This window comes from Kineosporia sp. A_224 (genome assembly GCF_002198655.1).
In the GTDB taxonomy this organism is placed as follows: domain Bacteria; phylum Actinomycetota; class Actinomycetes; order Actinomycetales; family Kineosporiaceae; genus R-H-3.
Genome location: NZ_MWLN01000235.1, coordinates 16,456 through 28,620, shown reverse-complemented (window position 1 = coordinate 28,620; position 12,165 = coordinate 16,456). Strand labels below are relative to the sequence as shown.

The 12,165-nt window shown below is 71.4% G+C and carries 12 protein-coding genes and 1 tRNA gene; 7 read left to right on the top strand and 6 right to left on the bottom strand.

Annotated features, from left to right (window positions below; translation table 11 throughout):
• Window positions 1-59: 59 nt before the first annotated feature.
• Genes EDJALFJO_RS32010 through xerC form a run of 3 tightly spaced genes read left to right on the top strand, consistent with a single transcriptional unit; the run spans window position 60 to window position 3,024 of the window.
• A complete protein-coding gene (locus EDJALFJO_RS32010) occupies window positions 60-1,472 on the top strand; it encodes a DUF3631 domain-containing protein (protein ID WP_369812602.1) in 1,413 nt (470 codons plus the stop codon).
• Between the two features lie 47 nt (window positions 1,473-1,519).
• Window positions 1,520-1,768 (top strand): excisionase family DNA-binding protein, encoded by a 249-nt coding sequence (locus EDJALFJO_RS35250; RefSeq protein ID WP_198950843.1) that lies wholly within the window; start codon window positions 1,520-1,522, stop codon window positions 1,766-1,768.
• Window positions 1,765-3,024 carry a tyrosine recombinase XerC gene (xerC, locus tag EDJALFJO_RS32000; RefSeq protein WP_088290676.1) on the top strand — a complete coding sequence of 420 codons (1,260 nt, stop codon included), beginning with the start codon at window positions 1,765-1,767 and terminating at the stop codon, window positions 3,022-3,024. Before EDJALFJO_RS35250 ends, xerC begins: the two co-directional genes overlap by 4 nt.
• A 64-nt stretch (window positions 3,025-3,088) precedes the next feature.
• Here the strand turns inward: xerC and EDJALFJO_RS33880 are convergent, their stop codons facing one another.
• The 3 genes from EDJALFJO_RS33880 to EDJALFJO_RS31990 all read right to left on the bottom strand — a co-directional run bounded on the left by EDJALFJO_RS33880 (window position 3,089) and on the right by EDJALFJO_RS31990 (window position 5,079).
• A complete protein-coding gene (locus tag EDJALFJO_RS33880; RefSeq protein WP_143448912.1) occupies window positions 3,089-3,490 on the bottom strand; it encodes a hypothetical protein in 402 nt (133 codons plus the stop codon).
• A gap of 476 nt (window positions 3,491-3,966) precedes the next feature.
• Window positions 3,967-4,043: transfer RNA gene (locus EDJALFJO_RS31995), tRNA-Pro, on the bottom strand.
• Between the two features lie 52 nt (window positions 4,044-4,095).
• Window positions 4,096-5,079, bottom strand: coding sequence for a metallophosphoesterase (locus EDJALFJO_RS31990; protein WP_233150160.1), 984 nt, complete (start codon window positions 5,077-5,079; stop codon window positions 4,096-4,098).
• A 79-nt stretch (window positions 5,080-5,158) separates the two neighbouring features.
• Between EDJALFJO_RS31990 and EDJALFJO_RS31985 the strand changes: the two genes are divergently transcribed.
• Window positions 5,159-5,635, top strand: a complete 477-nt coding sequence (locus EDJALFJO_RS31985; RefSeq protein ID WP_088290675.1) for a GatB/YqeY domain-containing protein — start codon at window positions 5,159-5,161, stop codon at window positions 5,633-5,635.
• Window positions 5,636-5,714: 79 nt separating this feature from the next.
• Here EDJALFJO_RS31985 and EDJALFJO_RS31980 read toward each other — a convergent pair whose 3' ends face one another.
• Window positions 5,715-8,243: a transglycosylase domain-containing protein gene (locus EDJALFJO_RS31980; protein ID WP_088290674.1), complete on the bottom strand. Its 2,529-nt coding sequence runs from the start codon at window positions 8,241-8,243 to the stop codon at window positions 5,715-5,717.
• Between the two features lie 363 nt (window positions 8,244-8,606).
• On the opposite strand from EDJALFJO_RS31980, the gene EDJALFJO_RS31975 reads away from it, so the two are divergent.
• Complete coding sequence (locus tag EDJALFJO_RS31975) at window positions 8,607-8,936, top strand: WhiB family transcriptional regulator (RefSeq protein WP_088290673.1); 330 nt, start codon at window positions 8,607-8,609, stop codon at window positions 8,934-8,936.
• Between the two features lie 251 nt (window positions 8,937-9,187).
• On the opposite strand, the gene EDJALFJO_RS35245 is transcribed toward EDJALFJO_RS31975, so the two are convergent.
• Together EDJALFJO_RS35245 and EDJALFJO_RS35240 are read right to left on the bottom strand one after the other, a co-directional pair.
• Window positions 9,188-10,396: an ArsA family ATPase gene (locus EDJALFJO_RS35245; RefSeq protein ID WP_198950842.1), complete on the bottom strand. Its 1,209-nt coding sequence runs from the start codon at window positions 10,394-10,396 to the stop codon at window positions 9,188-9,190.
• The gene (locus tag EDJALFJO_RS35240; protein ID WP_198950841.1) at window positions 10,393-11,397 is read right to left on the bottom strand and encodes an ArsA-related P-loop ATPase; all 1,005 of its coding nucleotides are present in this window, start codon (window positions 11,395-11,397) and stop codon (window positions 10,393-10,395) included. Before EDJALFJO_RS35240 ends, EDJALFJO_RS35245 begins: the two co-directional genes overlap by 4 nt.
• Before the next feature lie 117 nt (window positions 11,398-11,514).
• Here EDJALFJO_RS35240 and EDJALFJO_RS31965 point away from each other — a divergent pair, with 117 nt between their 5' ends.
• Together EDJALFJO_RS31965 and EDJALFJO_RS31960 are read left to right on the top strand one after the other, a co-directional pair.
• Window positions 11,515-11,676 (top strand): DUF4177 domain-containing protein, encoded by a 162-nt coding sequence (locus EDJALFJO_RS31965; protein ID WP_088290672.1) that lies wholly within the window; start codon window positions 11,515-11,517, stop codon window positions 11,674-11,676.
• Window positions 11,673-12,149 carry a RidA family protein gene (locus EDJALFJO_RS31960; protein WP_233150159.1) on the top strand — a complete coding sequence of 159 codons (477 nt, stop codon included), beginning with the start codon at window positions 11,673-11,675 and terminating at the stop codon, window positions 12,147-12,149. The genes EDJALFJO_RS31965 and EDJALFJO_RS31960 overlap by 4 nt, the downstream gene beginning before the upstream one ends.
• The last annotated feature ends 16 nt before the right edge of the window (window positions 12,150-12,165 follow it).

Sequence of the window (12,165 nt, the reverse complement as noted above, 5' to 3'; positions counted from 1 at the left end):
AGCCACCGCCACCGTCCGCTCCGGCCTCAGGACCGGAGCCCACCGAGCCGGCCGCACAGATCGAGCCGGCCGCGCCGGCCGAGGCCGCCGAGCGGGTCGAGGGCGCCGAGGAGATCGACGGGGCGCAGCTGCTCGACGACCTGGTCGACGCGCTCGTCCGGTACGTCGTCCTGCCCGACGTGCACGCGGTCGTCGCGGTCGTGCTGTGGATCGCTGCCACCCACGGGCAGCGGCTATGGGGCCACGCCCCGCGGCTGGTGATCCGTGCCCCGGAGAAGCGCTGCGGGAAGTCCCGGCTCCTCGACCTCGTCGAGGCCCTGTGCCACAACCCGCTGATCACCGTGAACGCCTCCACGTCCGCGGTGTACCGGTCGATCACCGCCGGCGACCCGCCGACGATCCTGCTCGACGAGGCCGACACCGTGTTCGGCCCCAAGGCCGGCGACGCCAACGAGGACCTGCGGGGCATCCTCAACGCCGGCCACCAGCGCAACCGGCCCGCCCTGCGCTACAACGCCGCCACCAACAGCGTCGAACGGATCCCCACGTTCGCGATGGCCGCCCTGGCCGGGATCGGTGTCATGCCCGACACCATCGAGGACCGGGCCGTCATCGTCCGGATGCGCCGCCGGATGCCCGGCGAGCACGTCCAGCCCTACCGGGTCCGCCGCGACCGCCCCGGCCTGGACACCCTGCGCGCCCGTGTCTCGGCCTGGGTCCGCGCCCACGCCGAACTCCTGGAGGCTGCCCAGCCGGCCATGCCGGTCGAGGACCGCGCAGCCGACACCTGGGAGCCCCTGATCGCCCTCGCGGACCACGCAGGCGGGGACTGGCCGGAGAAGGCCCGCGCGGCCTGCCTGGCGCTCACGGGGGACCGGGACGGCGCTGGCGACGTCCCGATCACCGTGCGGCTGCTGATGGACTGCCGGACCGCGTTCCGGGGCGCCGGCGCCCTCAAGACCGCCGACCTGCTCGACCGGCTCACCGCCGACGAGGAAGCGCCCTGGGCGACCGCCGGCCCCCGCGGGGACGCACTCAACGCGATGAAACTCGGCCGGATGCTCCGCGACTACGACATCACCAGCGCCGGCAACATCCGGTTCGCCGATGGCACCCAGGCCAAGGGCTACCGCGCCGCCGACTTCGCCGACGCCTGGGCCCGCTACTGCCCGACGCCAGGCCTCTCGGCCGTCGACGACGAGGCCGATCAGCGGCCCGACCAGGACCGGGACGGCTACCCGTCCCACCTGTCCCAGGCGTCGCTTCCCTGGTCAGCGCGGGACGGCTCCAACCCGTGGGACGGCTCAAGCCGTCCCAGCACCCCAAGCCGTCCCGGGCTGACCAGCAAAGCCACGGCTGGGACAGGTGGGACGGGTACCCGTCCCGAACTCAAGGCGCCCGTCTGCATCGTCTGCCGGGAGCCACTGAGCCTCGACGACGGTAGCCACACGCACCCGGTCTGCTCCGCGTGAGCGGCGCCGGGGTTCGAGCCCTTGTCTCACTACGGAACGGAGATCCCTTGAGCGGTTCCCGCGGCCACGGCGCCGGCCCCGTCCAGTACGTCCGCGTCGTCGACATCCGGCCCCGATGGCTTACGACGGCCGAGGTCGCCGTGATGCTCGGCTACGGCCTCACCAAGACGAAGATGCTCGTCGTCACCGGCGAGCTGCGATCCCTGAAGGACGGCGGATCGCGCCGAATCATGCCCGAGTGGGTTGATGAGTACGTCGCCCGCCGCGTCGCCGAAGCCGAAGGGAATGCCGCATGACCAAGCGAACCCGTGCGAACGGAGAAGGGTCGATCTTCCCCTACCGGAACGGCTACGGCGCCTATACCTGGGTGACGACGCCGGCCGGCCTGCGGAAGCGAAAGTACGTGTACGGGCAGACGCGGGAGATCGTCCACACGAAGTGGATCGCGCTTACCGAGCGCGCCCGACATGAGGCAGTAACTACGTCGTCCCCAACGCTCGGCCAGTACATCGCCTACTGGCTGCGCGACGTCATCGAGCCGAATCGCGCGCCACTCACCCATTCGACGTACGAGACGATGTGCCGGCTCTACATCGTGCCAGGGCTGGGGCAGAAGCGGCTCGACAAACTTGCCGTCCGGGACGTGCAGACCTGGCTCACCGGGCTGCGTACGGCATGCCAGTGCTGCGCCCAGCGGAAGGACGCCGGCCGGCCAGAGGCGAAGCGCCGGTGCTGCGCCGTCGGACGCTGCTGTCACGCGGTTCTCGCGCCGCGCAGCATTCGCGATCTGAAGACGATTCTCCGGTCAGCGCTTTCGAACGCCGTGACCGAGGAAGTTATCTCGAAGAATGTCGCCGCCCTCGTCAAGGTCCCGAACAAGCGGACACGCAAGGCGAAGGCGTGGAGCAGCGACGAGGCGCGCGCATTCCTGGAATCCGCGCGCGAGGGCGGAGACCCGATGTACGCCGCCTTCGTCCTGGTCCTCGTCCTCGGGTTGCGAAAGGGCGAAGTGCTCGGGCTCGGGTGGGAACAGGTCGACCTCGACGGTGCTGGCCTACTCATTGAGTGGCAGGTGCAGCGCGTGCGTAAGCAACTGCTCCGGCGGGAGACGAAGACGGAAGCATCTGACGCTGGCCTGCCCTTGCCCGGCATCTGCGTTTCGGCCCTGCGGGAACGCCGCCGCCGGCAGCAGGCGCAACGGCTCGCCGCCGGCTCGGCGTGGGGTGCGTCCGCGGCCGGCGCCGACCTGGTGTTCACCAGCGCCTACGGCACGCCGATCGACCCGCGGAACTTCAACCGGGCGTTCGCAGCTCGCTGCGACAAGGCCAGCGTTCGCAGGATCACCGTGCACGACGCCCGGCGGACGTGCGCAACCCTGCTCGTCGACCTCGACGTGCACCCGCGGGTCATCATGCAGATTCTCCGGCACGCACAATTCGCTGTGACGATGGAGGTGTACGCGCAGGCTTCGTCGCCGGCTACCACCGAGGCCCTCCGCAGGCTAGGGGAGACACTCAGTCAGCAGTCCCAAGGGGAGGCTGTCCCAGCCTGACCCCGAACGCTTCGGAGACGGTCAGGCGCTGCAATGCGAAGGCAGCGCCTGACCATGCTCTCCGTCACGTTGCAGGACGATACTGCGGGTCGGTTGGGTCGAGATCGGCTTCAGCGGCCCAGTTGGGCGGGACGTTTGTAGGGTGCCAATGCCCGCCATCCCTCGATCGTTCAAGCCTTGGCGGGATCTCGTCGGGAGGGATCTCCGAGCCATCTATCAAGGCATGGAGGGACAAGCGCACGTATTTGGCGTAGTTGCGTAGGTCGCCGGCGATTCGGACCTGTACATCATCTTGAACCAGTTCCATCTCGTAGGCAGTAAGCACGAGATGCGCCAAGGTGCGATAGCGAGCCGCGATCTCCGGTCGCGCAATCATGATCGCGTCGACGCGTGCGCTCTTCTGGAGCGCGTTCACCGCCGCCTGGGATGACTCCAACTTGGCTTGCCAGCGATTCGTGGCGGCCATGCCGCCAGGGGACTTTCGTGCTGCGAGCGACGGTCCAGCGCAGGGAAGACTGTCCAAGCAACGCTGGAGGTCATCGATGCGGTCCAACATCGCACCCGAGTAGCCGATCTCGCGCTCCCGCTTGGCGCTGTGAAGGATGAACTCGCGCTCTTCGACGAGTCGGCGCTCGCCGTCTGCTCTCTCAGCTCGCAGTCGTTCGTCTGCTGCCTGTCTGTCAGCCTCTGCGGCTTGCTGTGCCGTCCGGGCCTGCCGCAGGGCGACTGCCAAGCCCACGACCGCCGCAACCGCGGCGGCAAGCGTCCCCCAAGCCTGTACTTCGTCCGCCCAAGTGGGGCCTCCGACAGAACTTGACGCGGCTACCGCGACCGTCGCCAAAAGAGACATGCAATCCCCACGTGTGAGCGTCGACTGCTGTACTTCACTGCTGTACTCAACGTCAGAGGCCCCCTCCCGAACCTGGGAAGGGGCCTCTGACCTGGTCGGGGTGACAGGATTTGAACCTGCGACCTCTTCGTCCCGAACGAAGCGCGCTACCAAGCTGCGCCACACCCCGGTGGAGCGTCGCAAGCATAGCCGAGGCCGTGCCGTGGCACGAAACCGGTTCCCTAGGACACCCCGGCCGGCACGGCCCAGGCGTCCGCCAGGTCGTCGGTGCGGGCGTCCGCGGCGCTCGTCGGCACGAAGGTCAGCAGGCTCGCCTCGGGGCGGCAGGCGAAGCGCACAGGGGTGTACGGGTTGGTGCCCAGACCTGCGGAGACGTGGAGCCAGGGGCGCGGGTCCGGCGCGCCCGGGATGCCGCTCGGCGCGGCGGGGCGGCCGGGCCAGCGGGAGACCCCCTTGGCCTGCCGACGGGGCAGGTCGCAGTTCGTCACGAGGGCGCCGACGCCGGGCAGGCAGAGCTGGCCGCCGTGTGTGTGGCCGGCGAGGAGGAGCTCGGCGCCGTCGGCCGTCATCGCGTCGAGGACCCGGCGGTAGGGGGCGTGCATGACGCCGACGGTCAGGGTCGCCGTCGGGTCGGCCGGCCCGGTGACCCGGTCGTAGCGGTCGAGCCCGAGGTGCGGGTCGTCGACGCCGACGAAGTCGAGGCGCGAGCCGCGGACCGTGAGGCTGCCGCGGCGGTTCGTCAGGTCCAGCCAGCCCGCGTCCCGGAAGCCGTCGACGAGGTCGGACGTCGGGAGCCGGCGGCCCAGCAGCTTGGGGCCGCCGTTGCGCAGGAGGTAGCGGGCCGGGCTCTTGCGCCGCGGGGCCCAGTAGTCGTTCGAACCGAGGACGAAGACCCCCGGCCGGGCGAGCAGGTCGCCGTGGGCCTCGAGGACGGCGGGGACGGCGTCCATGGCCGCGAGGTTGTCCCCGGTCGACACGACGAGGTCGGGCTCGAGCGCCGCGAGCGAACGCACCCAGGCGAGCTTGTCGTGCTGCCGGGGGACCAGGTGCAGGTCGGACAGGTGCAGCACCCGGATCGGGGTGCTGCCTGCCGGCAGCACGGGCAGCACGAACCGGCGCAGCGTGAAGGACCGGGCCTCGTAGGTGGCGTAGGCGAGACCGGCGGCGCCGGCGGCCAGGACGGCGAGGGGCAGGGTCGGGCGCACCCGTCCAGTGTCCCTGACGCGGCAGCCTCCCGCGGAAAGTCGCAGGAGCCCGGCGCGGCACCGGTGGGAGGATGCCCTCATGTCCGACACCCCGACCGGCCTCAAGGCCCGCATGCAGTCCGACCTCACCGAGGCCATCCGCAGCCGTGACGAGCTCACCGCCGCCACCCTGCGGATGGCGCTCACCGCCGTCCGCTCCGAGGAGGTCGCCGGCACCTCCGCCCGGGAGTTGAGCGAGGACGAGGTCGTGACCGTGCTCGGCCGCGAGGTGAAGAAGCGTCGCGAGGCCGCGACCGCGTTCGCCGACGCGGGCCGGGCCGAGTCCGCCGAGCGCGAGCGGGGCGAGCTCGCCGTGCTCCAGACGTACCTGCCCGCGCAGCTGTCCGACGAGGACCTCGCCGCGATCGTCGCCGAGGCCGTCGCCGCCGTCGCCGCGGAGGGCGCCACCGGGATGGCGGCCATGGGCCGGGTCATGAAGGCCGTGCAGCCGAAGGTCGCCGGCCAGGCCGAGGGCGGCCGGGTCGCCGCTCTGGTCCGGGCGGCGCTGGCGGGCTGACCCGGCCGGCCACCGCACGGAAAGGCCCGCCCCGGGTCACCGGGGCGGGCCTTCGCGCACGTGGGTGGTGCTCGGTGGGTCAGCCGCCCGGCGGCCGGACCGGCGTGACCGCGGGGTTGGTGATCACGGCGTTGCCGTTGTTGCCGTTGTTGCCACCCCCGCCGTTGCCGCCGCGGTTGTTGCCGCCGCCACCACCACCACCGTTGTTGCCGCCCCCGCCACCGTTGTTGCCGCCGCCGTCGTTGCCGCCGCGACCGGTCGAGGGGTAGATCGTGACCCGGGCGCCGCGGGCCGACCGGGACCCGGCACCGGGCGAGGTCTCGGCGACGTATCCGGCGGGCACCTTGGAGTCGCGCGGCGAGCCGATGGAGACCTTGAAGCCGGCCCCCTCGAGGATCGCGCGGGCCGCGCCGATCGAACGGCCCTTGACGTCCGGGACGCCCACGCTCTCGCCGCGGAGCATCTTCGACGGCGGGCGCGGCCAGTCCTTGTCGGGCAGCCCGGCCTGCGCCGTCCGCATGATCTGCGCCCAGATCGGGCCGGCGAGCGTCGCGCCGTACACGGCCCGGTAGCCCTGGCCGTTGATCGTCACGCCCTGCAGGTTCTTGCGACGTCCGCTCTCGTAGATCGTCGGGTTGCCCACCCAGACCGCCGTCGCGCGCTGCTTGGAGTAGCCGGCGAACCAGGTGTCGAGCGAGCGGTTCGTCGTCCCCGTCTTGCCGGCCGCCGGGAACGGCTGGCGGCCGAGCCGGGCGGCGGTGCCGTCGATGAACGCCCGCTTGAGCGTGAACGTGACGCCGTGCGCGACGTCCTCGCTGAAGGCCTGCTTGCACGCCAGGCCCGGCACCGCGACGGAGACGTCCTTGTTGTTCGACCGCTTGGTGATCTTCGTGATGGCCCGCGGTGCGCAGTACTTGCCGTCGGCCGCGAAGCCCGCGTACGCGGCCGCCAGCGTGAGCGGCGCGATCTCCTTCGGGCCGAGCGTCAGCGACGGGATGCACGCCGGGATCTTCGAGGTCACCGCTGCGCCCTTGGCCCCGCAGACGTTCTGCGGGAAGGCCAGGTGCATGCCGAGGCTCATCTGGGTCTGCGCGATGTCGCACAGGTCCAGCTGGGACTCGATGTCGACGTAGGCGGTGTTGACCGAGTTCCGGGTCGCGTCCACGACGCTCATCGACCCCGACCCCACGCCGTCCCCGGCGTTGCCGAAGGAGTAGGGCTCCCGGCCGCCCAGCGGCGACCCGCACGACTCGAAGTCGCTGAACGGGCGGACGTCCTGCGAGGCGTCGACGTAGGCGTAGAGGGACTTGCCCGCCTTGAGCCACGTCGCGAGCGTGAACGCCTTGTTCGTCGACCCGTTCTGGAAGCCGTTGGAGCCGCCGAGCTCCTTGTCCACGCTGTAGTTGAGCACCGTCGACGAGGGCTTGCGGTCAGGTGAGTAGATCCGGTTCTGGGTCATCGCGATGACCTTGCCGGTGCCCGGCTCGACCGTGACCGCCGCGGTCGCGACCCGGCTCTTGTCGTTGTACGGGATGTACTTGTTGACGGCCTTCCAGGCCGCGAGCTGGGTCTTCACGTCGACGGTCGTGTAGATCTTCAGGCCGCCGCGCTTGAGGGTGTTGAGCCGGTCGGCCTCGGTCTTGCCGAGCGCCTTGAACGCCGGGTCGATCTGGATGAGCTTCTCGACGTAGGCGCAGAAGTAGTGGGTCTGCTTCGAGGCGTTGACGCAGCCGCTGCGCACCGGGGTGCGCTTGAGCATCTTCGTCAGCGGGATCGCCTTGGCCTTGTCGTACTTCGCCTGGTCGATCTTGCCGAGCTGGAGCATGCGCAGCAGCACGGTGTCCCGACGGGCCTGCGCGAGCTTGGCGTCCCGGAAGGGGTTGTAGCGCGTCGGCGACTGCACCAGGCCGGCGAGCAGGGCCGACTGCTCCACGTTGAGCTTGGAGGCGGAGGTGCGGAAGTAGTACCGGGCCGCGGCCTCGACGCCGTAGGTGTTGTTGCCGAAGAAGGCGATGTTCAGGTAGTTCTCGAGGACCTGGTTCTTGCTGATCTTCTTCTCGAGCGCGATCGCCTGCCGCATCTCGGTGATCTTGCGGGCCGAGGAGCGCTCGATGGCGGCCTTGTACGCCGCGTCGTCGTTCGCGATGACGGCCCGCTCGACGTTGACGTTCTTGATGTACTGCTGGGTCAGCGTCGAGGCGCCCTGCGTGCCGCTGCCGAACTGGTTGTTCACCGCGGCCCGGACGACGCCCTTGGGGTCGATGCCGCCGTGCTCGTAGAAGCGCGAGTCCTCGATGGCGATGATCGCGGTCTGCATCGTCGGCGAGATCGACTTCAGCGGGGTGAGCACGCGGTTCTCGTCGAAGAAGGTCGCGATGATCGTCTTGCCGTCGCTGGCGTACATCTTCGAGGCCTGCGACAGCGGCGGGCTCTCGAAGTCTGTCGGCAGGTTGTTGAAGTAGTCGACGCCCGAGCGGGTGGCCATCGCCGAGGCCCCCACGGCCGGCAGGAAGAGGCCGGCCCCCAGGGCCCCGACCAGGACGCTCACGACGACGAACGAGCCGAGGAGCGCCAAGGCGCGGGCGGCCGTTGCGGAGGTGCTTCGCATGCTCTGGTTGCTCCTCGCGGTGCGGACCGAACGGATGACAGCCTACGTGCTCCCGCGGGTTGCTCCGGTCGGGTGACGCATGTCCTGCCAGCCGGAGGACGCGCGACACGCCGTCGGGGTTGCGCCGGTCCCGGGATGCCCGCAAGGATCCGTGGCTTGGTGTCGGGTCACCGGGGGGCGACCAGGCATGAACCGATAGAGGTTGACCAGTGACGCACGGTGAGAAATCGCCAGTTCGGTCCAGGCACAATCATCCGTCTGGCCCGTATCCGCACCACTGACGGTCACCTAGGGTTTCGAGTCAGGTCCTCCTCGGGGGCGAGGCAGGACCTGACCGGGGGCACACGGGAGGAATGAGTTCTGATGGTGAACATGTACGACTGGGCGTCGCGGGGTGCGTGCCGGACCAGCGACCCGGACTCGCTCTTCGTCCAGGGCGCTGCCCAGAACCGGGCCAAGACGGTCTGCATGGGTTGCCCCGTGCGCACCGAGTGCCTGGCGGACGCGCTCGACAACCGTGTGGAGTTCGGTGTGTGGGGCGGTATGACCGAGCGCGAGCGTCGTGCGCTCCTGCGCCGCCGCCCGAACGTCCAGTCGTGGCGTCGTCTGCTCGAGATCGCCCGTGACGAGCACGAGCGTGTGGTGGCGATCGCCGCCTCGCGCGAGGAGAGCGCGTCGCGGCTCGTCGGCTGATCTGAAGGACGCACCACCTCTCACGACGGCGTGGGGTGGCGTCGCCCGGGAGGCGATGCCGCCCCACGCCGCTCGTTTGGGGCGTGCTCGCGCAGGGGTAGCAGGGGTAGGTGGCCCGGTCGTCCGCGACCGGGGCGGGGGGTAGGAGCGCCGGCTCCGCCGGGATCGGTCGTGGTGAGGGCGAACGACCGCATCCGGCAGGGGCCGGCGCTCTCCCGTTCTGCCGCCGCTGCCCGGCCCGGGGGAGGCGGTCAGCCCTTGGAGAGGTCCGCCCCCACGGCGCGCAGGCCCTCGAGGTCGTGGACGTCCTCCGCGCGGGCCGGCACCTCGACCACCGGGACCGTGGGGTGCGCGCTCGTGAACCGGACGGCGAGCGACCGGTCCCTGTCCCGACGTCGCATCCGGTCCGCGTGCACCCGCAGCAGCCCGGCCGTGAGGGCCTGGCCGCCGGCGGCGTCGAGGTCCTCGGCGGCGGCGGCCGCCCGGTCGGCGGACAGGTCCTCGGCGAGGGCGACGTGCACCCGGTTGAGCACGAGCCCTGCGAGCGGCATCCGCTCCGCGCCGAGCCGCTCCACGAAGTAGGAGGCCTCGCGCAGCGCGTCGGGCTCGGGAGCCGCGACGACGACGAACGCCGTCCCCTCGGCCTGGAGCAGCCGGTACGTCCGGTCCGCCCGCTCCCGGAACCCGCCGAACATCGTGTCGAGCGCCGAGACGAACGTCTGGACGTCGGTGAGGAAGCCGGCGCCGAGGATCTTCGTCATGACGTTGCCTGCGGTGCCGACGGCGAACGAGACGACCTTGAGGTAGGCGCGGCCGCCGGCCTTGGCGGGCGCCGAGAGGATCCGGATGAACCGGCCGTCGAGGAACGAGCCGAGCCGCTGCGGGGCGTCGAGGAAGTCCAGGGCCGACCGGCTGGGCGGGGTGTCGACGACGATGAGGTCCCACGCCTCGTCGGTGCGCCCGTCGGCCTTCGCGGCCTCGGCCCGGGTCCGCAGCTGGCCGAGCTTCTCCATGGCCATGTACTCCTGCGTGCCCGCGAAGGAGCTGGACAGCGCCTGGTAGAAGGGGTTCGCGAGGATCTGCTCGGCCTTCTCCGGGGTCGCGTGGGCCTCGATGACCTCGTCGAAGGTCCGCTTCATGTCGAGCATCATCGCGTCGAGCGAGCCGCCGGCCGCGGTGTCCGCGCCCTTGACGGGGCGCGGCGCGTTGTCGAGCTCGACCAGGCCCATCGACTGGGCGAGCCGGCGGGCCGGGTCGATCGTCAGGACGACGACGCGCCGTCCGCGCTCGGCGGCCCGCAGGCCGAGGGCCGCGGCCGTCGTGGTCTTCCCGACACCGCCGGAGCCGCAGCACACGATGACGCGCGTGGCCGGGTCGTCGAGGAGCGCGTCGACGTCGAGCGGCGCGCTGCGCCGTCCGGACGACGTCTTCGCGGGTCGGGCGGTTCGCTTCTCCGTCACGCCATGCCCTGCTCCCGTAGCTCCTCGGCGAAGTCGTACAGGGCACCGAGGTCGATGCCCTCCGACAGTGCCGGCAGCTCGTAGACCGGCCGCTCCAGGGCCGCGAGCTCCTTGCGCTGGGCCGACTCGAGTGCCACCCGCAGCGCGTGCTCGCCGGCCTCGGCGAGCAGCCCGTCGACAAGGGTCGCCGAGCGGCCGCCGAGCCCGGCCGCCTCGAGCCCGGCCACGACCGCGGTGCGGTCCAGCCGGCCCTTCGCGGCGGCGGTGAGGCTGCGCTGCGGCAGGACCGGGTCGCGCACCATGTTGACGACGACCCCGCCGACCGGCAGCCCGGCCTCGTGCAGCTGGGCGACGCCGTCCTGGGTCTCCTGCACCGGCATCTCCTCCAGGACCGTCACGAGATGGACGACGGTCTGCGGGCTGCGCAGCAGGCTCATGATCGAGCCCGCCTGGTTGCGGACCGGGCCGACCTTCGCGAGGCCGACGACCTCTTCGTTGACGTTGAGGAACTGGGTGATCCGGCCCGTGGGCGGTGCATCGAGGACGACGGCGTCGTAGACCGGCCCGGTCTTCCCCCGGCGGCGCGCGGCCTCGTAGACCTTGCCGGTGAGCAGGACGTCGCGCACGCCCGGCGCGATCGTCGTCGCGAAGTCGACGGCGCCAAGGCGCTCGAGCATCTTGCCCGCCCGGCCGAGCCGGTAGAACAGCTCCAGGTACTCCAGGAGGGCGGCCTTGGGCTCGATCGCGAGGGCGAAGACGTCCCCGCCGCCAGGAGCGACGGCGATCTTGCGCTCCTCGTACGGCAGCTGGGGGACGTCGAAGAGCTGGGCGATGCCCTGCCGGTTCTCGACCTCGCAGAGCAGGGTCCGGCGGCCGCCGGCGGCGAGCGCCAGGGCGAGCGCGGCGGCCACGGTCGTCTTGCCGGTGCCGCCCTTGCCGGTGACGACGTGGAGCCGGACGCCGTCCCAGTCGGTGTCGGAGCTCGGCTCGGTGGGGGGCACCCTTCGAGCGTATAGACCTCACGCCGGGACCGCCGGATGGAGGGGGCCGCTGCCCCCGGACGGGTGCTCGTCGGGCTCCGGCCGCAGGCCCGCGGGCCGGGCAGTAGGGTGCGCTCCATGTCGCAGAAGTGGGAGTACCTCACGGCACCGCTGCTCATCCACAACACCAAGGCGATCCTCGACAACTGGGGCGAGGAGGGCTGGGAGCTGGTCCAGATCGTGCCCGGCCCGACCGGCGGGGAGAGCCTGGTGGCCTACTTCAAGCGTCCGAAGCCGTGAGCCCGGCCGACGGCGTGACCGTGACGGCCCGCCTCGCGGAGCTGGGCATCGTGCTCCCGCCGGTGGCCGCGCCCGTCGCGGCGTACGTGCCGGCGGTCCTGGACGGCGACCGGGTGTGGACCTCCGGCCAGCTGCCTTTCGTCGACGGTGCGCTGCCGGCGACCGGCAAGGTCGGCGAGGGGCCTGGTCTCGTGCCGCCGACCGACGCCGCTGACCTGGCGCGGGTCGCCGCGCTCAACGCGCTGGCGGCGCTGGGCTCGGTCGTCGACCTGGACCGGGTCGAGCGCATCGTCAAGGTCGTCGTGTTCGTCGCGAGCGACCCGTCGTTCACCGGCCAGCCTGCGGTGGCGAACGGCGCGAGCGTGCTGCTCGGCGAGGTCTTCGGCGTCCCCCACGCGCGCAGCGCCGTCGGGGTGGCCGTGCTCCCGCTCGACGCCCCGGTCGAGATCGAGGTCGTCGCGCGGCTGCGCTGACCCGCCGTGTCGCCGC